The sequence below is a fragment of the Mesonia ostreae genome (assembly GCF_031845265.1).
Classification (GTDB): Bacteria; Bacteroidota; Bacteroidia; order Flavobacteriales; family Flavobacteriaceae; genus Mesonia; species Mesonia ostreae.
This window is the reverse complement of the sequence record NZ_JAVRBG010000002.1, coordinates 194,793-213,704: the sequence shown is the minus strand read 5'-3', so window position 1 is coordinate 213,704 and position 18,912 is coordinate 194,793. Positions and strand designations below refer to the sequence as shown.

The 18,912-nt window shown below is 37.1% G+C and carries 22 protein-coding genes and 2 pseudogenes; 23 read left to right on the top strand and 1 reads right to left on the bottom strand.

Annotated features, from left to right (window positions below; genetic code table 11):
• Positions 1 to 171: 171 nt before the first annotated feature.
• The 21 genes and pseudogenes from RLT85_RS02955 (at position 172) to RLT85_RS02860 (ending at position 16,662) form a co-directional block, all read left to right on the top strand.
• Complete coding sequence (locus RLT85_RS02955; protein ID WP_311400559.1) at positions 172 to 606, top strand: DoxX family protein; 435 nt, start codon at positions 172 to 174, stop codon at positions 604 to 606.
• Between the two features lie 198 nt (positions 607 to 804).
• Positions 805 to 1,329 (top strand): YceI family protein, encoded by a 525-nt coding sequence (locus RLT85_RS02950; RefSeq protein ID WP_311400558.1) that lies wholly within the window; start codon positions 805 to 807, stop codon positions 1,327 to 1,329.
• A gap of 187 nt (positions 1,330 to 1,516) precedes the next feature.
• Complete coding sequence (locus RLT85_RS02945) at positions 1,517 to 2,395, top strand: pirin family protein (protein WP_311400557.1); 879 nt, start codon at positions 1,517 to 1,519, stop codon at positions 2,393 to 2,395.
• A gap of 57 nt (positions 2,396 to 2,452) precedes the next feature.
• Positions 2,453 to 3,028, top strand: coding sequence for an NADPH-dependent FMN reductase (locus RLT85_RS02940; RefSeq protein ID WP_311400556.1), 576 nt, complete (start codon positions 2,453 to 2,455; stop codon positions 3,026 to 3,028).
• A 59-nt stretch (positions 3,029 to 3,087) separates the two neighbouring features.
• The gene (locus RLT85_RS02935) at positions 3,088 to 4,050 is read left to right on the top strand and encodes a quinone oxidoreductase family protein (RefSeq protein ID WP_311400555.1); all 963 of its coding nucleotides are present in this window, start codon (positions 3,088 to 3,090) and stop codon (positions 4,048 to 4,050) included.
• A 131-nt stretch (positions 4,051 to 4,181) separates the two neighbouring features.
• The gene (locus RLT85_RS02930) at positions 4,182 to 5,024 is read left to right on the top strand and encodes a DUF5996 family protein (RefSeq protein WP_311400666.1); all 843 of its coding nucleotides are present in this window, start codon (positions 4,182 to 4,184) and stop codon (positions 5,022 to 5,024) included.
• A gap of 32 nt (positions 5,025 to 5,056) precedes the next feature.
• Positions 5,057 to 5,761: a flavodoxin family protein gene (locus tag RLT85_RS02925; RefSeq protein WP_311400554.1), complete on the top strand. Its 705-nt coding sequence runs from the start codon at positions 5,057 to 5,059 to the stop codon at positions 5,759 to 5,761.
• Between the two features lie 13 nt (positions 5,762 to 5,774).
• A complete protein-coding gene (locus RLT85_RS02920) occupies positions 5,775 to 6,059 on the top strand; it encodes a GNAT family N-acetyltransferase (protein ID WP_311400553.1) in 285 nt (94 codons plus the stop codon).
• A 122-nt stretch (positions 6,060 to 6,181) separates the two neighbouring features.
• Positions 6,182 to 6,295, top strand: a pseudogene (locus RLT85_RS15060) (OsmC family protein); the annotation flags it as partial.
• A gap of 242 nt (positions 6,296 to 6,537) precedes the next feature.
• Complete coding sequence (locus tag RLT85_RS02915; RefSeq protein WP_375712328.1) at positions 6,538 to 6,897, top strand: DoxX family protein; 360 nt, start codon at positions 6,538 to 6,540, stop codon at positions 6,895 to 6,897.
• A gap of 102 nt (positions 6,898 to 6,999) precedes the next feature.
• Positions 7,000 to 7,893 carry a pirin family protein gene (locus RLT85_RS02910; RefSeq protein WP_311400552.1) on the top strand — a complete coding sequence of 298 codons (894 nt, stop codon included), beginning with the start codon at positions 7,000 to 7,002 and terminating at the stop codon, positions 7,891 to 7,893.
• Positions 7,890 to 8,480, top strand: coding sequence for a TMEM175 family protein (locus RLT85_RS02905; RefSeq protein WP_311400551.1), 591 nt, complete (start codon positions 7,890 to 7,892; stop codon positions 8,478 to 8,480). Before RLT85_RS02910 ends, RLT85_RS02905 begins: the two co-directional genes overlap by 4 nt.
• Before the next feature lie 31 nt (positions 8,481 to 8,511).
• The gene (locus RLT85_RS02900) at positions 8,512 to 9,231 is read left to right on the top strand and encodes a pirin family protein (RefSeq protein ID WP_311400550.1); all 720 of its coding nucleotides are present in this window, start codon (positions 8,512 to 8,514) and stop codon (positions 9,229 to 9,231) included.
• 228 nt (positions 9,232 to 9,459) lie between these two features.
• Positions 9,460 to 11,199, top strand: coding sequence for a thiamine pyrophosphate-dependent enzyme (locus RLT85_RS02895; RefSeq protein WP_311400549.1), 1,740 nt, complete (start codon positions 9,460 to 9,462; stop codon positions 11,197 to 11,199).
• 342 nt (positions 11,200 to 11,541) lie between these two features.
• A complete protein-coding gene (locus RLT85_RS02890) occupies positions 11,542 to 12,345 on the top strand; it encodes an MliC family protein (protein WP_311400548.1) in 804 nt (267 codons plus the stop codon).
• 63 nt (positions 12,346 to 12,408) lie between these two features.
• Complete coding sequence (locus RLT85_RS02885; protein ID WP_311400547.1) at positions 12,409 to 12,882, top strand: DIP1984 family protein; 474 nt, start codon at positions 12,409 to 12,411, stop codon at positions 12,880 to 12,882.
• A gap of 267 nt (positions 12,883 to 13,149) precedes the next feature.
• Entirely contained in the window at positions 13,150 to 13,704 is a 555-nt protein-coding gene (locus tag RLT85_RS02880) for an NADPH-dependent FMN reductase (RefSeq protein WP_311400546.1), read from the top strand.
• A 62-nt stretch (positions 13,705 to 13,766) separates the two neighbouring features.
• The gene (locus RLT85_RS02875) at positions 13,767 to 14,336 is read left to right on the top strand and encodes a YceI family protein (RefSeq protein WP_311400545.1); all 570 of its coding nucleotides are present in this window, start codon (positions 13,767 to 13,769) and stop codon (positions 14,334 to 14,336) included.
• Positions 14,337 to 14,345: 9 nt separating this feature from the next.
• Entirely contained in the window at positions 14,346 to 14,726 is a 381-nt protein-coding gene (locus tag RLT85_RS02870) for a nuclear transport factor 2 family protein (protein ID WP_311400544.1), read from the top strand.
• A gap of 226 nt (positions 14,727 to 14,952) precedes the next feature.
• Positions 14,953 to 15,750: pseudogene (locus RLT85_RS02865) on the top strand (arylamine N-acetyltransferase family protein).
• 189 nt (positions 15,751 to 15,939) lie between these two features.
• Positions 15,940 to 16,662, top strand: coding sequence for a YoaK family protein (locus tag RLT85_RS02860; protein WP_311400543.1), 723 nt, complete (start codon positions 15,940 to 15,942; stop codon positions 16,660 to 16,662).
• A 59-nt stretch (positions 16,663 to 16,721) separates the two neighbouring features.
• On the opposite strand, the gene RLT85_RS02855 is transcribed toward RLT85_RS02860, so the two are convergent.
• Positions 16,722 to 17,078 carry a winged helix-turn-helix transcriptional regulator gene (locus tag RLT85_RS02855; RefSeq protein ID WP_311400542.1) on the bottom strand — a complete coding sequence of 119 codons (357 nt, stop codon included), beginning with the start codon at positions 17,076 to 17,078 and terminating at the stop codon, positions 16,722 to 16,724.
• Between the two features lie 221 nt (positions 17,079 to 17,299).
• On the opposite strand from RLT85_RS02855, the gene RLT85_RS02850 reads away from it, so the two are divergent.
• The gene (locus RLT85_RS02850; protein ID WP_311400541.1) at positions 17,300 to 18,235 is read left to right on the top strand and encodes a ClpXP adapter SpxH family protein; all 936 of its coding nucleotides are present in this window, start codon (positions 17,300 to 17,302) and stop codon (positions 18,233 to 18,235) included.
• 487 nt (positions 18,236 to 18,722) lie between these two features.
• On the top strand, positions 18,723 to 18,899 hold the full coding sequence (locus tag RLT85_RS02845; protein WP_311400540.1) for a trimeric intracellular cation channel family protein: 177 nt from the start codon (positions 18,723 to 18,725) through the stop codon (positions 18,897 to 18,899).
• Positions 18,900 to 18,912 lie beyond the last annotated feature (13 nt).

Here is an 18,912-nt window from a genome sequence, read left to right as displayed (position 1 = left end):
CTTTTCACCTTCCGCCTTGAAAAATAGGGAACTTTATACCTCCCGCGGAAAGGCGATTTCAACTTCAACTTCAATTTCATTCCCGTCTTCTTAACCTACATCAATGCGCAGCATTTTTTTTAAGTATAATTTTGTCTCGAATAAAAAAGAATAACAATAAAAACTATAGAAATGAACCAAACACTCAAACAAATTTTCGATCCAGGTCATCATTCTAAAAATATCAATATTGCGCTTTTGGTTCTACGGTTAGTAGCAGGTGCTCTTATGCTGACTCACGGCTTCGGCAAACTTCAATTTTTATTTGGAAGCGAGCCCATTCAGTTCCAAGACCCACTTGGTGTAGGAGAAGTAACCTCCCTTGTACTTGCGGTTTTTGCAGAATTTTTATGTTCTATTTTATTGATTGTAGGATTGGGTACCCGTTTGGTTGCCATTCCACTGCTTTTTACAATGATGGTGGCTGTTTTTTTAGTTCATATAAACGATGGAATTGGGAAGCAAGAGCTACCTCTTCTTTATGCAATAATCTTTATTACTATTGTTACAACAGGTGCAGGTAAATATTCTTTAGATTATTTATTGATGAAAAAAATTCAGGAATAGTACTACAGGAAAAATTGATTAATACTCAAAAAAATAGTTTTCTACTTAGCTTATAATAATAAAGATCATAAGATTGAATTAGGCTTTTTAAAATAAATTATTACACTTTGCTTCTTATCATACATCAATGCACAGTAATATCCTGTCGCTTAGATTTGTATCAAATTAAAATGTTTAACACATAAAAAACTAAGAGAAATGGAAACAGCAGTAAAAACAATTTGGAAATTAGACCCAACGCATTCTGAAATCGAATTCAAAGTAAAACACATGATGATTTCTACTGTGTCAGGAAGTTTCAGCGAATTTGATGGAGAAATTGAAGCGGCAGACGATTCTTTTAAAGATGCCAAATTCAAATTTAATGCGAAAATTGATTCCATCAGCACAAAAAATAATGATAGGGACACGCACTTAAAATCTGAAGACTTTTTTAGTGCTGAAAAACATCCTCATCTTACTTTTGAATCAAAATCTTTCGACGGAGAAAAGATGGTTGGCGATATGACCATTAAAGATGTAACCAAAGAAGTTACCCTTGATGTAGATTTCAACGGAATTGCAGACGACCAATACGGACAAACCAAAGCTGGTTTTGAAGCTACGGGAAAAATCAATAGAAAAGATTTCGGCTTAAACTGGAGCGCAGTAACCGAAGCAGGAAATGTTGTAGTAAGCGATAAAGTAAGATTGGTAGCCAATCTTCAGTTTATTAAGCAGTAAGAAGATGTTGAGATTCTTGTAATCAATCAATTAAAATCCTGAAATGTGCTTGTTTTACCCTACCCGCTATGGCGGAAATCAAGTTCATTTCAGGTCTTTTACCCTTTTATTGCCAAATCTTAAGAAAGCAACAACGCTTAACCTCTATAATATTTTCTGAGGAATATTAAATACAAACACGCAGAAAATGAAAACAAAAACAGTAGAATTAATAGCAAGTCCACGGGAACCGCATTTTGTAGGCGATGGTTTTCGGGTACATAATTTTATCCCATCCGGTTATCGAATGGATATGCAACGCATGAGTCCGTTTTTGATGTTGGACTATAATTCCACCTATAATTTCCCACCTTCAGATAAACCCAGGGGAGTTGGCGTGCATCCGCACAAAGGTTTTGAGACCGTAACCATAGCTTACAAAGGCAAAGTTGCACATCACGACAATAGCGGTGGCGGCGGCGTAATTGACGAAGGCGATGTACAATGGATGACCGCGGCCAAAGGGATTTTGCATAAAGAATACCACGAAAAAGAATGGAGCAAAAAAGGTGGCGACTTCCAAATGGTGCAGCTTTGGATCAACCTGCCCGCTAAAGACAAAAAGAAGGATCCTAAATATCAGGCAATTAAAAACAAGGATATCAATCGGTATGAATTGCCGGATAATGCCGGGTTTATTGAAGTGATTGCCGGCGAATATAAAGGCACAAAAGGTTCTGCCTCAACATTTACTCCGGTACATTTATTCAATGCTAAATTGAAAAAAGGCGGAAAGGCAGACTTTCAATTTCCGGCGGAATACAACACTGCACTTCTGGTTTTGGAAGGAAATATTATAGTTAATGGGAAAGAGGAAACGCCCACAGACCACTTAGCATTAATGGCGAACGACGGTGAAACTTTTGAAATAGAAGCCATCGATGATGCTTTGGTATTGATTTTAAGCGGCCAGCCAATTAACGAACCTATTGCCGCCCAAGGTCCATTCGTAATGAACACTCGGGAAGAATTGCTGCAAGCTTTTAACGATTTTAATATTGGGAAATTTGGGTATTTAGAAGATTAACACCAAGCTTTTAATTTTAACCAGAAAATTTCAAGAAACACATATAAAAACAAACAAATGAAGTATAAACTTAAAGTAATAATCGGAAGTACAAGACCTTCAAGAAAAGGACCTATCGTTGCCGATTGGTTTCTGGAAATCGCAAAAAAACATTCCGATTTTGACGTGGAATTACTGGATTTAAAGGAAATTAACCTTCCGTTTATGGATGAATTGGAACATCCCAGAGCACAAAAATATGCTAACACACATACCAAAAGATGGAGCAAAACTATTGATAACGCTGATGATTTTGTGATTGTAACCCCCGAATATAACTTTGGTTATCCGGCCACTTTAAAAAATGCCCTGGATTATCTTTCTGTAGAATGGGCCGATAAACCAATGGGGTTTGTGAGTTACGGAGGCGTATCAGCTGGTACCAGAGCAGTCCAGGAATTAAAATTACCGGTAACTACTTTGGGAATGATGCCTTTGCCACAAGCGGTAAACATTCCGTTTTTTACAAAATTCATCAATGAAAATAATGTTTTTGAAGCCAATGAGCCTTTAAACAAATCAGCTAATGTAATGCTGAATAAATTACAGGCCTGGGCAAAAGCATTAAAAGGAATGCGGAAAGAGAATAATTGATTTGTTTATAGATTATCAAGCAATACCCCAAATATTTTACAAAATCAAAAAACAGCCAAATGAAAGCAGCCGTTATAAATAAATTGGGAGACACCCCGAAATTCAGAGATTTTCCCGAGCCAGAAATTCAGGATAACGATCAATTATTGATGACTATGAAAGCGGCGGCAGTAAAAAACCTGGACAAATTAAGGGCGAGTGGCTCGCATTACGCAAGTCATAAAGAGTTACCTGCAGTCGTTGGGATGGATGGCGTTGGTATCTTAGAAAATGGCAAAAGGGTTTATGCGCAGGGAATTACCGGAATGCTAGCCGAAAAAGCCATTATCCGTAAAGATAAATACACCCCAATTCCCAATAATTTAGATTGGAATTTGGCGGCAGCTTTACCAAATGCAGTACTGGGAACCGCTATGGCCTTAAAAATAAGAGGGAAAATCAAACCCGGGCAAAATGTTTTAATTAACGGCGCAACCGGGGTTACCGGACAAATGACTAAATATTATGGCGCAAATAGCATTATAACCACAGGTAGAAATCATCAGAACCTGGAGAAAACTAAACGTCTTGGTGCAGACCAAATAGTTTCGCTAAAGGAAAATGAGCAAACCATAATTGAACAACTACAAGAAATTCACCGTAAGAACCCAATAGATTTAGTGATCGATTATTTGTGGGGCAATCCAATAGAATTAATACTAACCGCATTAAAAGGCGGTGGTTTAGACAATACAACTCATAGAACCCGTGTGATAAGCGTTGGTACAATGGCCGGGGAAACTATAAATTTAGCCTCGGGAATTTTAAAAAGTTCGGCTATAGAAATTCTGGGGTCTGGTTTTGGAAGTTTATCAGAAAAAGATCTGGAAAAGTTTAGTCAAAAAATACTTCCCGAAATGTTTCAGCTTGCTACAGAAGGAAAATTAACGATGGATTTGAAAGAGGGAAATATTGAGAATATCGAAAAATTATGGGATTCTAAAATAGGTTCAGGAAAAAGATTGGTTGTTTCAATAAATTAAATGCAGTATATTAATTAACTTTCAGCATAATAGTCAATTTAAAACATATAATTATGAAAAATAACAACTGGCCGGAATTGTCTTTCGAAAAAGGTAAGGAGACCTACGAAACCTTACATCTTTAGACGCAGATAATCGGAAAAATTAAACTGGAACTCAATCCCTGGATAAATCATTCCTGGCACACTACTTTAGGTGTTACTACACACGGTTTGACCAGCGGACCTATTTTCGCAAAGGACAAACAAGTTGAGATTAGTTTAAATTTTTTGGATCATCAATTAACTATCATTTCCAGTGAAAACGAGAAGCAAAGTTTTGATCTCAAAAACCTAAAAGTTTCAAGTTGTTACAACAAGCTTATCAGCTGCTTGAACGATATTGGTATTGACGTTAAAATAAATACGCTACCCAACGAAATGGAAGATCCACTTCATTTCCACGAAAATCATAGCGGCACCTACAACGAAGAAGCTGCCATCAACTTGCATAAAGCCTTGTTGAAAGTGAACAAAGTTTTTTATGAATATCGATCTCAATTTTCAGGCAAAAGCAGCGACGTCATGTTCTTTTGGGGCAGTTTTGATATGGTTGTTTCAAGATTTTCAGGTAAGAAAGCGCCTGAGCATCCCGGAGGATTTCCTAATCTTCCAGATTGGGTTACGCGGGAGGCCTATTCACACGAAGTAATGAATTGCGGTTTCTGGCCGGGCAGCGAGGGAACGCCTTTTGCGGCATTTTACAGTTATATTTATCCGGCACCCGATGGCTTTAAGGAAGCCGACGTAAAGCCTGAAAAAGCCTATTTTCACGAAGATCTTGGCGAATTTATCCTGAAATATAAAGATGTTCAAAAAGCCGATAATCCTGCTGAAGTATTGCTGGAATTTCTTAACAGTAGTTACGAAAACGCCGCAAAACTTGCCAATTGGGACCGGGAGGAATTTAAATTCAATTTAGAGGAGTATAAATAGGTAATTAGTCATTTCCGCAAACGTAAAAAGATATGCAAAAACCAGATTTCAGTAATTTGAGTGCCGTTTATGTGAACTGCACTTTAAAAAAGTCGCCAAAGCAAAGTCATACCGCAACTTTGATGGAGGTTTCCAAAAAAATTATGAAAGCCGAAAACGTCAAATTAGATGAAATACGCTTAGTGGATCATCCGGTTGCCAGCGGCGTATATCCTGATATGACGGAATACGGTTGGGAAGAAGATGCTTGGCCTTCCCTATTTGACAGAATTATCAATGCTGATATTCTGATAATTGGCACACCGATTTGGCTGGGCGAAAAATCTTCTGAAGCACAAAAATTGATTGAACGATTATACGCTATGAGCGGAAAAACCAACGATAAAGGACAGTATATTTTCTACGGAAAAGTAGGCGGCTGTATTGTAACCGGGAACGAAGATGGTATAAAACATTGCGGGATGGGCATCTTGTATTCCCTTCAGCACGTGGGATATTCCATTCCGCCACAAGCCGATTGCGGTTGGATCGGGGAAGTTGGTCCCGGTCCCAGTTATGGCGATAAAGAATGGAAAGGAGAGACATTAGAGGTGCCGGCAGGTTTTGATTCAGACTTTACCCAAAAAAACACCACGTTTATGACCTATAATTTGCTTCATCTTGCAGCTATGCTGAAGGCAAATAATGGATATCCCAACTATGGGAATTCACAGGAGTATTGGAATAAAAAAGCGTAAAAAACTAAAAATTATGGCAAAAATAGAACGAGAAGATAACGGAAAAAAAGGTCGGTTTATCATTTATGAAAATAATGAAGAAGCCGGAGAAATGACGTTTACCTGGGCAGGGAAAGAAAAATTTATCATTGACCATACGGGAGTAGAAGAAAAATTTGGCGGACAGGGTTTTGCAAAGCAACTGGTAATGGCCGGCGTGGAATACGCGCGGGAAAACGACTTAAAAATCATTCCGCTTTGTCCTTACGCAAAACGCAGGTTTGAAAAAGATGAAAGCATAAGGGACGTTTTAGCTTAAGATATTAAATTATGCACTAAGCAACTGCTATTACAGGACAGGAGAATTATAAAACGGAAATAAAAACCACCAATCATCAACTCATCGCCGATGAACCTTAAGAGGTTGGCGGAACGGATACTGAAACAACACCAATGGAATTGTTGGCTTCATCATTAGCGTCGTGCAGTACAATTACAATGAGGATGTATGCCAATCAAAAAAAAGCCTATAGAAGCCATCGAAGTACACGTTGAATTTGAAAATAATATCAAATCAAACGTTACACAATTTTATAAAAAGATAAAAATTAAAGGTGATTTGACCGAATAACAAACAAAACGTCTTTACAAAATGGCTTCCCGTTGTCCGGTTCATCGAATACTTGAAAGTTCTGTTGAAGTGAATAGTGAACTTATCAAAGAATAACCTAATAATTAAAAAAATCAAGGAAATTACTTTCAGGAGAAATAATCGAAATTTTACAAAATAAAAATAGATGATTAAACTATCAGAAAATTTAAAATGGCTTTACGGGAAAGATACCAAATGGGTTCAAACCATATTCAGAATTTTACTTGGTGCGGCGCTTTTATTTGCAGGTATTAGCCACTTAACTTTTAATAGAGCTGAATTTGTGGCGCAAGTGCCAAATTGGGTTCCCATTTCAACAGATTTGGTAGTCGTTCTTTCTGGAATTGTTGAAATTTTACTTGGTTTTTCGCTAATTGCCCTATACAAGTGGAAGGTTTTGGTTGGTTTGGCAACAGCCATTTTTTTCATTCTAATTTTCCCCGGAAACATCTCACAATATGTAAACGAAGTAGATGCCTTTGGTTTAAATACCGACCAGTCCTGACTCATAAGATTATTTTTCCAACCAGTATTAGTGGTATGGGCCTTGTGGTCAACCGGTGCTTATAAGGCGTTTATTAATAGAAAAAAATAAAAATTTATAACTATGTCAAACACGCAATTAATTATAGAAGAACGCGCTGCCGATATCGGGAACTTTATGGTGGGGCGCTTATTGCCTTTCCGACAAAAAAGAAATGTAGGCCCCTTTTCGTTTATCGATCATATGGGACCGGCAGAAATGAATAAGGACACGAATCTGGATGTGGCACCTCATCCGCATATTGGCTTATCTACACTTACTTATTTATTTGAAGGTTCCATTCAGCATAAAGACAGTTTGGGTTCTGATATTGAAATAAAACCCGGTGCGGTTAATTGGATGACTGCAGGAAAAGGCGTGGTTCATTCCGAAAGAACTCCGGAATATTTACGCAATAAAGAGAAATCCTTACACGGCTTGCAGATTTGGGTTGCACTCCCTAAAAACTTAGAGCAATCGGAACCCAGATTTTCGCATATTGAAGAAAAAGATATTCCGCATTGGAATGAACAGGGCCCGCAATTTAAATTGATCGCCGGAAAAGCTTTTGATAAAGAATCGCCCGTGCCGGTGCACAGCGAATTGTATTTTATAGAAATTAAGAGCGACCACAAACAGCAAATCAATATCGGTGAAGACCTTTATGGGGAAAGTGCTTTGTACATTCTGGAAGGCAGTATTAACGCCGACGGGCATAACTACGGAAACAAGCAAATTCTCGTTGCCAAGGACAGCACTTTATGTTCCTTTGAAATGGAGCCGAACACCACTATTTATATTTTTGGCGGCACCCCATTTGATGAGGAACGTTACATTCACTGGAATTTCGTCAATTCTGATAAGGAAGTGATTGAAAAGGCCAAAAAAGATTGGGAAAATCAGAATTTGGAAGCTTTCCCAAAAGTAGTTGGCGATGAAGAAGAGTATGTGCCGTTGCCAAAACCGCGTATTCGATGAAAACAGGAAGATTGGAAGCCTTTAGTGACGGTGTGCTGGCCATTATCATAACCATTATGGTATTGGGAATGAGCGCACCGGAAGGTTATACTTTTGAAGCTTTAAAACCCATACTTCCAGTTTTTCTTACTTATTTGCTCAGCTTTGTATATCTCGGAATATATTGGAATAACCATCATCATTTGCTGCAAGCCGTAAATAAGGTGAATGGAAAAATTTTATGGGCCAACCTAAATTTATTGTTTTGGCTCTCCCTTTTTCCATTTGCAACCGACTGGATGGGCAAAAACCATTTTGAAGACAACCCGACTGCCATTTATGGTGCGGTACTATTTATGGCAGCAGTAGCTTTTAAGATTATGGTGTATTGCGTAATAAGAAATGAAGGCAAAGATTCCCATATTGGCAGGGTTTACAGCTCCGATAAAAGAATGAATCTATCACTCTTTCTATATTTTGCAGGGGTGGTTATTTCCTTCTTCTTTCCTATTATCAGTCTAATTATTTATCTGGTGGTTGCCATAATGTGGGTTGTGCCAGACCCAAGAATTGAAAAAGCTATCAAGAAAGAAAACCAACAAATTTAAACACGTTTAAATTTATTAAATAGATAAAAAAATGAAAACAATATTTCACAAAGCAGACTCCAGAGGAGATGCTAATCACGGCTGGTTACATTCAAAACACAGCTTTAGTTTTGCAAATTATCACAATCCCGAACGGATGAATTTTGGAGTACTTCGCGTGCTTAACGACGATACCGTTTCAGAAAATATGGGTTTTGGGACCCATCCGCACCGAGATATGGAAATTGTTTCCATTCCGCTGGAAGGCGATTTGAAACACAAGGATAATATGGGGAACGAAACCATTATCAAAGAAGGCGATATCCAGGTAATGAGCGCGGGCACAGGCGTCATGCATTCCGAATATAACAACAATCCCGATAAGCCGGTAAAGTTCTTACAGATTTGGATCTTTCCGAATAAAATGAACGTAGAACCTCGTTACGACCAAATCACAATAGCGGATAATGCCAAGCCTAATGACTTTCAGCAAATCCTATCGCCCAACAAAGACGATGCAGGGGTTTGGATTTATCAGGACTCCTGGTTTCATCTCGCTAATTTTGACGAGGGAAATTCAAAAGAATACAAGCTGAAAAAAGAGGGCAACGGCGTTTATGTTTTTGTTATGGAAGGCAAAGCTAAAATCGGCGATCAGGTTTTGGAAAAAAGAGATGCCCTGGGAATAAGTGAAACCGATTCCTTTGAACTGGAAGCGCTTGAAAATTCTAAAATACTTTTGATGGAAGTGCCGATGAAGCTGCCAGCTTAGGTTAAAAGATTAGATTTTTTTAAAAAAAGTAGCTAAAATGGTTAATGTTAATTTAATTGGCCTGCTTTAATTAATTGCTTTCTATAACTTTAGGATTATATGGTCTATAAGTAAATAGATATTTAAGCATCTAATTAATCAAAAGAGGAGAAAACTCCCTGATTATAGGCGTATTACTCGAAGTAATATTCCCAAAATCAATTCCTTTTAAAAATAAAAAACAAAGATATGGCAAAAAAAGTAGCAGATTTATTGGTAGAAAATTTAGTAAACGCAGGAGTTAAACGATTATACGCCGTTACCGGAGATAGTTTAAACCCCATCAACGATGCGGTAAGACGGGATGGAAGACTGGAGTGGATTCACGTGCGCCATGAAGAAGCCGGTGCTTATGCCGCTTCTATGGATGCAGAATTGGATGGTATAGGTTGTTGCATGGGAAGTAGTGGTCCCGGTCACGTACATTTGGTCAACGGGCTTTACGATGCCAACCGATCTGGAAACCCTGTAATTGCTATTGCCACTACGATAGATACCAACAAGTTGGGAATGGAGAATTTTCAGGAAACCAATATTGTCAAACTTTTTGATGATTGCAGTAAATATTGTGCGATGGCCAACACCCCGGAACAGGCTGCGCACGCATTTCAATCGGCCATACAGCACGCCATTCAGGACAATGGTGTAGCGGTTGTAGGATTGCCGGGAGATGTTTCAGAAGCAGAAGTAGAACATATTACTACGGCCCATAAAAATTTCTATACTAATTCCAGGCTAATTCCGGGAAAAGCAGAGCTGGAACAGCTGGTAGAGATTATCAACTCAAAGAAAAAAGTGATGTTGTTCTGTGGTTATGGTTGCAAAGACGCTCAGGAAGAAGCTATGCAACTTTCAGAAAAATTAAATGCTCCAATGGGATACAGTTTCCGTGGTAAAATATTCTTTGATAAAACGAGCAATCCGTATGCCGTGGGCTTAAATGGTTTATTAGGAAGCAAATCTGGATTTAAGGCAATGCAGGAAGCTGATCTGGTTATTTTATTGGGTACAGATTTTCCTTATTCAAGCTTTTTACCCGAAAAAAACACCATGATTCAAATAGACCATAAACCCGAACGTATTGGTCGGCGTGGAAAAGTAGATTATGGCTTTGCTGGTAAAATAAAAGATACGTTGGAGGCTTTGCTCCCAATGCTAGATAAGAATAGTGACGATGGTTTTTTAAAGGATATGCAGAAATTACATAATGAGCAAGAGGAAAAATATAATTCTTATGTAGAAGCCAAATCCAAAGAAAATAATATTCACCCTGAATTTGTGGCCTCTGTAATCGATGAAATTGCAGCAGATGATGCCATTTTCACTGTGGATACTGGCATGTCTGCTGTTTGGGCAGCCAGATATATCAAAGGAAAACGCAATCGCTACCTCACCGGTTCCTTTAACCATGGTTCTATGGCCAACGCAATGCCAATGGCCATAGGTGCCGGGTTATCCAGACCAGACCGTCAGGTTATTGCCCTATGTGGTGATGGCGGAATTAGCATGCTATTGGGAGATTTGATGACGATTAGCCAATATAATATTCCTGCAAAAATTATTATTTTCAATAACCGCAGTTTAGGAATGGTAAAATTGGAAATGCAAGTAGCTGGATATCCTGAATGGCAAACCGATATGAAAAATCCCGATTTCACCAAAGTAGCAGAAGCTATGAATATTAAAGCTTGGAGTGTAGATAAATGCCAAAATGTTAAAAATGTTTTGCAGGAAGCCTTCACACACAATGGCCCTGCCGTCGTAAACATTTTCACAGATCCTGAGGCTTTAGCCATGCCGCCAAAAGTAGAGTTCGACCAGATAAAGGGCTTCGCCACAAGTATGGGAAAACTAATGTTAAACGGCCAAACTGCAGATGCAATTGATAATGCAAAATCTAATATAAAATATTTAAAGGAATTGTTTTAGAAACTAAATTCTATTATTTAAATCGAATTGTTTTTGACTGTTGGAATGCTGGTAAAATAGTATGTTGGTTTTAAAATTGAAAAAAGAGAGAGGTTCTGGGAAAAAATGAAACCAAATTCCTTAAGCCTTAAGCTTCTGGAAATTCAGAAATACCGTTACTGGAAGTACCAACGGAGCAAAAAGTATAAGTTAAAAATTTGAAGATAGTTTAACAAATAAGTGAAAGAGCCTTTAAAATGGTTAATGTTAATTTAATTCGCCTGCTCTTATGCGAAGCTTTCTATATATTTGATATACAGGTCAATTCAATATTAAAATAATCGAAATTAAAACATAAAAGTTATGATAAAAAGAATTTTTGCAATCGGAATGCTTACAGCAACGATATTTATTTCCTGTAAAGATAATCAGAAACAGGAAAATTTAGATTCCACTAACACAGAACAAACAACTTCTAAAGATGTGGTTACCCAATCTTTGACGAATAATGACGGTGAAACCCTTGAGATGTCTTTTGATAATTCAGAAGGAACCGCAACCGTGAATTTTAAAGGAGAGACTATTGATTTGAAACAGGAAAGGGCTGCATCGGGAATTTGGTATAAAAATGACCAATATGAGTTACGCGGAAAAGGAAATGATATCTCGCTGAAAAAAGACGGCGAAGTGATTTTTGAGCATGAGGATAAAAAAGCTTCCGTAGAATTTAAAAATGAAAAAGATGACGTGTTGAATGTGACCTTCAACAACACCGCGGGAACCGCAAAAGCTTATCTAAACGGTGGAGAGCAAATTGATTTGGAACGGGAAAAAGCAGCTTCCGGAATTTGGTATAAAAACAACCAATATGAATTGCGCGGCAAAGGAAACGATATCTCGTTGAAAAAAGACGGCGAAGTGGTTTTTGAACACGAGGACGATAAGGTAAACGTAGAAGCAAAAAATGATAAAGGCGATGTTTTAACGATGACTTTTAACAACACTGCTGGAATGGTTAAGGCCTATTTAAAAGGCGGCGAACAAATTGATTTGAAACAGAAGAAAGCAGCCTCTGGAATCTGGTATGAAAATGACGAGTATGAGTTACGCGGAAAAGGAGATAGTTATATACTAATAAAAGACGGGGAAACTGTTTTTGAAAATTAGACCTGTGGAATAATCAACCATTTCGGTATTTTTATAAACTGAGTCAATTAAATAAGCAATCAAATGTCTGAACAAATCATACAAAAGAAATTAAAACTTGCCGAAGGGCTATTGTTAAGAGCAGATCTTATGAAGAAAATAGAACATCTTCAAAATAGGATAAGGCCTGTGTTGATCGTTTCTGATGATAAAGTTCCGCAAGAAAATCCAGACAAATTACTGGCTCAGCTAAGGAAAGCTATTCAAGATTTAGAAACATTAATCATAAGGATTAATAAAACGAATAATGAAACTAAGGTTGACGGCGAAGGCTCACTGATGGAAGCCTTGGCTAAAAGGGATTCATTAAAAATGCTTTCTGAAAAATTAAGAAATATAAGATACGCCGCACAAGTAAATAATAGTGGCGATACAAATCTAAAAACGACCATTGACATTAAGAAGTTGCAATCTGAAATGGATCAGACAGGAAGAGCTTTTAGAGAGTTGGATAGTAAAATTCAGGAAATTAATTGGCTTACTGAGTTAAAAGATTAAAAACAAGCCGAGAGGCGGAATGATCGGGGCGAGTACCAGCCCCTTTTTGTGGTATGTTTTCTGGGCAAAGTGAAAACCATACCAATCAGAGCTGCTAGGGCTGCGGCAAAATTGTACTGTTTAAGCCCCATTACCGCTTACAAATTACAAGCGTAAAATGTAGAAGTTACTACCAGGTACTGACTGGTCATTCCTTTAAATTTATTTCCTAAAACACCAATAATAACTAAGGGAAATGGTATTAATTAACTTAAATATAAATAAATTATGAAGAAATACAAAATTGCAGTTATCGTAGGAAGTCTTCGCAAAGAATCCTTCAACTTAAAAACAGCCAAAGAAATGATGGCCATGGCGCCAGATTCTCTTTCGACAGAACTTTTGGATATATCCGGACTCTCGTGGTTCAATGAAGATTTAGAAGAAAACCCGCCAAAAGAATGGGTGACGCTTCGTGAAAAAATTCAGGATGCAGACGGACTTCTATTTTTTACTCCAGAATATAACCGTTCGGTTCCTGGTGTTTTAAAAAATGCCATTGACGTGGGTTCTCGCCCTTACGGGGAAAATTCTTGGGACGGAAAACCTGCTGGAGTCGTGAGTGTTTCCATTGGTGCCATTAGCGGCTTTGGAGCCAATCACCACTTACGTCAATCTTTAGTTTTTGTAAATGTGCCTACTATGGCACAACCCGAAGCCTACATTGGTGGAGCGGCAGAGCTTTTTGACGATAATGGAAAACTCACTAATGAATCTACTAAAGACTTCTTAAAAACCTATATGGAAGCTTTCGAGAAATGGGTTCATACCAACGCCAAGTAATAAATTTTTCAAATTCAGTAGAATTAAATTCAATTATTTTTTAACAAATAAAATTAAGTACAATGAAAAATATTATAACCTTAGTAGCAGTACTCCTCTTATCGGTAAGTAGTTTTGCACAGATTCAATGGAAAGTAGATCCCTACCATTCCTCATTAAATTTTAGTATAGAACATTCGGGCATAAGTATGGTAAATGGAAAATTTATGGATTATACCGGAAATTTAACTACAAACGGCGATGCATTAACCGATGCCAATTTTGATTTTACCGTAAAAATTGAAAGTATCAATACTAATGTTGATAAAAGGGACAACCACTTAAAAAGTGCTGATTTTTTTGATGTAGAAAAATATCCGGAAATGACCTTTAAAAGCACTAAAATTCTAGCTACCGGCAAATCAGATAAATATTTATTGTATGGCGAATTGACAATTAAAGGCGTTACAAAAGATGTTATTTTTGATGTGCATTATGGCGGAACAATAAAAAATGATCAAGGAGAAAAGCTGGGATTGAAGGCTGAAACCACTATCAATAGGTTTGATTATAATGTAGATTATGACCCAACCGGAGCTGCCGTTGGGAAAGAAGTAAACATTGTGGCCCACTTACAATTTGCAAAACAATAAGTCTTGGATATGGAAAATTCAGCGAAAAAAGTAGTTGATAAGATGTTTTCGGCCTTTAGCACTGGAAACGTAGAAAAATTAGTAGAAACCGTTTCTAAGGATACCATTTGGGTTTATCACGGTACTCAAATTATTCCGGCAGGAATTTTTGAAAAGAAAGAAGGGGTACGAAAATTTTTTACCGATATTATAGAACGAACTGAAATCATCAACTTTGAGCCCCAACAATATATCATTGAAAATAATGTGGTAGTAGTTCTGGGTCGGGAACATCAAAAAGTAAAACGTTCCGGAAGGGAATTAAAGCAAAAATGGGTGCAGATTTATACTGTTGAAGATAACCTGATTATCAAAATGGAGGAATTTGCAACTTCCGAAGAGGTATCCTAAATGCAGAATTCTCTTTGTAAAATGTTGGAATTATAAGAAATCCAATCAGAAAGCAGATGTTTTAAAGGGAAGCGTATAACAAGTTAATTTGACAACCTGGCGAAAAGAATGATAAATATTTTCGCCAGGTAAGTCATTTAGATTTTACTATTTTTAAAAAATTTTAAAGATTTTAAAAATCAATTTAACTCGTATTTATCCAACGCCGCAATTATAAAAAAATTGAATGAGTGATTTTACCTTTGATAAAGAGGAATATTTAAAACGAATAAATTTCTCTGGAAAAGTAACTGATGACTTCACGTTTTTAAAGTCCGTGCACCATGCACAGCATAGAAGCATTCCTTTTGAAAATTTTGATATTTGTCTGGGAAGAAACATCCACCTAGATCCAAAATCAATAGTTCAGAAATTGGTTAAAAAGAATCGTGGAGGCTATTGCTTTGAATTAAACGGACTTCTCTTAATGGCACTTAGAGCTTTTAACTTTAAGATGCGCCCATTATTGGGAAGGGTTCACTTATCTGGTGAGCCAAGCGGAAGATCACATCAAATTCTTTTAGTTACTATAAATCACCAGAGATAGATTGTAGATTCAGGATTTGGAGCAGAATCCCCACCTCTTCCTATACCGCCAACTTATTACCAACCCGTTACTTATAAAAATCAAACCTATAGGCTAATAGATAGTAAATTATTTGGGTATATGCTTCAAAGCAAGCAAGGTGATAGCTGGAAAAATTTGTATAGTTTTGATTTAAATCATGTTTTCGATATAGATATTAAATTGGGAAATCACTTTACATCTACCAGCCCAGATTCATTTTTTGTCAACGCTAGAATGGCGGCATTACCCATAAAAGATGGTATGCTTACTTTGCATAACTATAAGCTAAAGAAAGTAATTAACGGAAGAGAAAAAATAATTCAACTTCAGGATGACTCTTCTTACCTCAACATTCTCGAGAAAGAATTTGGGATCCAAATTGATGTAGATTATAAAGACTTAAAATTATTGGAGTAAAAATACTTAGTAACTTTCTTAATAAGTGATTGCCAAATACTATACTACAAACCAATCCCCAAGGTCTTGATATTATAAACTTTATTTTAAGTTTATATTTGTTAACTTTAGTGTCTAAATCGCCTAATTAATCATACACAAACATGTATTTTGGACCTCCATTATTTCAATAAATTAAAGTTTGTATAAATGTTTGTACGTCAAGGTAAAGAAAGAACAGCCCGCCACAATTTGCAAATTGCGTCTATTTTATCTTTTGTTGCAGGGTTGGTTAGTGTAACTGGTTTTTTAGCAGTTGCGCAGCTCATGACAAACGTAACTGGGCATTTTGCTTTTTTAGTTGATGAAATTTACAGCCTAAACCCGTGGCATAGTCTTGTGTATTTTTTGTATATCCTTTTCTTCTTGGCTGGCTCATTTGCCTCTAATTTTGCAATAGAAAAAATCTCCCGTAGAGATTCTGACTATGTCTACATTATTCCTACTTTTATAGAAAGTCTTATTCTGTTTTTCCTCGGAGTTTTTGGAAAATACCTATTACCCACTAACCCCGATTTAATTGCTTGCACCTTACTCTTTGCCATGGGTGCACAAAATGCTTTAGTGACCAGAATTTCAAATGCTGTAGTAAGAACTACTCACCTCACAGGTCTTTTTACAGATTTGGGAATCGAGTTATCGCAATTATTCTTTTATAAAGACAAAGACTCAAGAGAAGAATTGGCCAAAATCATTAAACTGCGGCTCATTATTATTAGTTTTTTCTTTATCGGCGGAATAATTGGTGGTATTGCTTATTCAAAAATGGGACTATACACCTTAATTCTCGGTTCGGTTACTTTAATTTGGGGTATTATTTACGAAAAGATCAAATTGAAGTTAAGGCTGTTAAGGAAAAAAATAAGTCAATGATCGTTCTTATTGTTGTAATAACCAATTTTCTAATACATAGTATGCCAAACCAAAGGTACTTAACCGTGAACAGATTGGCGATAGGCTATCCCCCATTTTGCCAATTCATCAATAACCGGGGTCAGGGTTTTCCCGTGTTTGGTGATGGCATATTTCACGGTAATGGGTTTGGTGTCTTTAACTGTGCGGCTTATTAGATGATTGCTTTCTAAATCCTGAAGTTCTTTGGAAAGCATTTTACTTCCAATGCCTTCAATCTCCCTCAATAAATCCATAAACCCCAATTGGTCGCCTTCTATCAAAGTTCCCAAAATATGGAATTTCCATTTTCCCGATAAAATACTCATCGTATCGCTAATGGCTTGCATCCTCACCTGGCAAACAGGTGTATTGTTTACTACAGCCTTCTTTTTCATTGCTTTCATCTAATAAAAAACTTGAAATTATTCCCTGAAATAAGTCAGGGTAGTTTCCTTTTGGAAAGTACTTTCTAAAAGGAAATGAATGTCAAATATACACTTATTTTCCGTATCTTTACAAAGATTTGTTTCAGCAACTAATAAACTGATTATTAATTATTTATAAGTCGATTTTTACTAAAATTCACTTAAAGAAACACAATAGAAAGAATAGTAATATGAACAAGGAAACTTCAAAAAGCAATCCGCTTTTATGCGACATAGAAACCGGAATGTGCGAAACACCCGGAGATACTTCAAACACTACAAACAAAACCAAAGAGCAATCCACCAAAAAATCAGTAAAGTTACTTTATTATACCGACCCTATTTGCTCCTCTTGTTGGGGGATAGAACCGCAATTGCGTAAACTTAAACTGGAATATGGCGATGCCATTGAAATAGAATACAGAATGGGTGGAATTTTGCCAGACTGGAGTTATAACAGTGGCGGAATTGGAAAACCATCAGACGTTGCCTCACATTGGGACGAAGTGAGTGAACATTACGATATGCCCATAGATGGAGATTTGTGGTTGGAAGATCCCTTAGACTCCTCCTATCCGCCTTCCATAGCATTTAAAGCAGCGCAAATGCAAGATGAAGAAAAAGCCAATCTATTTATGCGGGAAATTCGGGAAATGGTATTTCTGAAAAAGAAAAACATCGCTAAGTGGGACCATTTGGCATCGGCTGCAAAAAAAGTGCAGCTTGATGTAGAACAATTGAAATCTGATTTTGAAGGCAAGGCAAAAGAATTGTTTGAAGAAGATTTAAAATTGGGAAGGGAACTAGGCGTGCGTGGCTTTCCTACCATATTTTTTATTGATGATGCAGGAAACCAGGAAACCGTATATGGCACCAGACCTTATGCTTTTTATGAAATGGCCATCCTAAAATTGAACCCGAATGCTTCCAAAAAGGAATACAGCAAAAATTGGCAAACGCTCTTTTCAAAATATTCTACGCTAACCGCGAAAGAGTTTTCTGAATTATCAGGCACTCCAAGAGCGGAAAGTGAAAAACAGTTGAATGAACTCTCTGAAAATGGAGAATTGGATAAATTGACCACAAAAAACGGTTCGATCTGGAAAAGGGAAGCAACCAGTGCATAAAGAAGGTATAGAAATCCTGACGTAACTGAAGCGTATCCCGGAATGCAATTATTAACTTATAAAACAAAAACTTATGGCAACGATGAATTGCGGCCTATCGTAATATCTTCCCGGAAACTATTGCATTAATCAATAGCGGACGATTGCCTGTTGAAAAATTGGTTACCAGTGTGATCTCGTTAGATGAAATTGTAGAAAAAGGTTTTGACGCTTTGGTGGAAGATCCTTCAGAAGTTAAGATATTGGTAGAAATAGATCGTTAAAGAAGTAATTTAATAGGAAAACGGCAGCATTAGGTTTTGAATAACTTAATACTGCTGTTTTTTATTCGTCAAAACCCAAATCCAGCCCATGTTCAACGCGCTTTTTTGCATAATACACCACAAAAGTAATAATCGCGGGAGTTGTTGCAAGTTGTCATTTTCATCAATTACTATATTTCGTATATTCACTCGATTAACTCAAAAAATCATGCAAAAATCAAATAATGGAGTCTATTAGAATAATAGATATTGTTGGAACGGCCGCTTTTAGTATTGCCGGGGTTTCGGCTGCAATGGAAAAAAAGCTGGATATATTCGGGATTTTTATTATAGCCTTTGTAACTGCTCTGGGAGGAGGAACCCTCCGGGATATTTTAGTTGGTAAAGTACCTATTGGATGATTATCCGATTTAA

Excerpts from the sequence above, each read along its gene's own strand:
- RLT85_RS02955 (WP_311400559.1), top strand. The coding sequence starts at position 172 with ATGAACCAAACACTCAAACAAATTTTCGATCCAGGTCATCATTCTAAA.
- RLT85_RS02950 (WP_311400558.1), top strand. The coding sequence starts at position 805 with ATGGAAACAGCAGTAAAAACAATTTGGAAATTAGACCCAACGCATTCT.
- RLT85_RS02945 (WP_311400557.1), top strand. The coding sequence starts at position 1,517 with ATGAAAACAAAAACAGTAGAATTAATAGCAAGTCCACGGGAACCGCAT.
- RLT85_RS02940 (WP_311400556.1), top strand. The coding sequence starts at position 2,453 with ATGAAGTATAAACTTAAAGTAATAATCGGAAGTACAAGACCTTCAAGA.
- RLT85_RS02935 (WP_311400555.1), top strand. The coding sequence starts at position 3,088 with ATGAAAGCAGCCGTTATAAATAAATTGGGAGACACCCCGAAATTCAGA.
- RLT85_RS02925 (WP_311400554.1), top strand. The coding sequence starts at position 5,057 with ATGCAAAAACCAGATTTCAGTAATTTGAGTGCCGTTTATGTGAACTGC.
- RLT85_RS02920 (WP_311400553.1), top strand. The coding sequence starts at position 5,775 with ATGGCAAAAATAGAACGAGAAGATAACGGAAAAAAAGGTCGGTTTATC.
- RLT85_RS02915 (WP_375712328.1), top strand. The coding sequence starts at position 6,538 with ATGATTAAACTATCAGAAAATTTAAAATGGCTTTACGGGAAAGATACC.
- RLT85_RS02910 (WP_311400552.1), top strand. The coding sequence starts at position 7,000 with ATGTCAAACACGCAATTAATTATAGAAGAACGCGCTGCCGATATCGGG.
- RLT85_RS02905 (WP_311400551.1), top strand. The coding sequence starts at position 7,890 with ATGAAAACAGGAAGATTGGAAGCCTTTAGTGACGGTGTGCTGGCCATT.
- RLT85_RS02900 (WP_311400550.1), top strand. The coding sequence starts at position 8,512 with ATGAAAACAATATTTCACAAAGCAGACTCCAGAGGAGATGCTAATCAC.
- RLT85_RS02895 (WP_311400549.1), top strand. The coding sequence starts at position 9,460 with ATGGCAAAAAAAGTAGCAGATTTATTGGTAGAAAATTTAGTAAACGCA.
- RLT85_RS02890 (WP_311400548.1), top strand. The coding sequence starts at position 11,542 with ATGATAAAAAGAATTTTTGCAATCGGAATGCTTACAGCAACGATATTT.
- RLT85_RS02885 (WP_311400547.1), top strand. The coding sequence starts at position 12,409 with ATGTCTGAACAAATCATACAAAAGAAATTAAAACTTGCCGAAGGGCTA.
- RLT85_RS02880 (WP_311400546.1), top strand. The coding sequence starts at position 13,150 with ATGAAGAAATACAAAATTGCAGTTATCGTAGGAAGTCTTCGCAAAGAA.
- RLT85_RS02875 (WP_311400545.1), top strand. The coding sequence starts at position 13,767 with ATGAAAAATATTATAACCTTAGTAGCAGTACTCCTCTTATCGGTAAGT.
- RLT85_RS02870 (WP_311400544.1), top strand. The coding sequence starts at position 14,346 with ATGGAAAATTCAGCGAAAAAAGTAGTTGATAAGATGTTTTCGGCCTTT.
- RLT85_RS02860 (WP_311400543.1), top strand. The coding sequence starts at position 15,940 with ATGTTTGTACGTCAAGGTAAAGAAAGAACAGCCCGCCACAATTTGCAA.
- RLT85_RS02855 (WP_311400542.1), bottom strand. The coding sequence starts at position 17,078 with ATGAAAAAGAAGGCTGTAGTAAACAATACACCTGTTTGCCAGGTGAGG.
- RLT85_RS02850 (WP_311400541.1), top strand. The coding sequence starts at position 17,300 with ATGAACAAGGAAACTTCAAAAAGCAATCCGCTTTTATGCGACATAGAA.
- RLT85_RS02845 (WP_311400540.1), top strand. The coding sequence starts at position 18,723 with ATGGAGTCTATTAGAATAATAGATATTGTTGGAACGGCCGCTTTTAGT.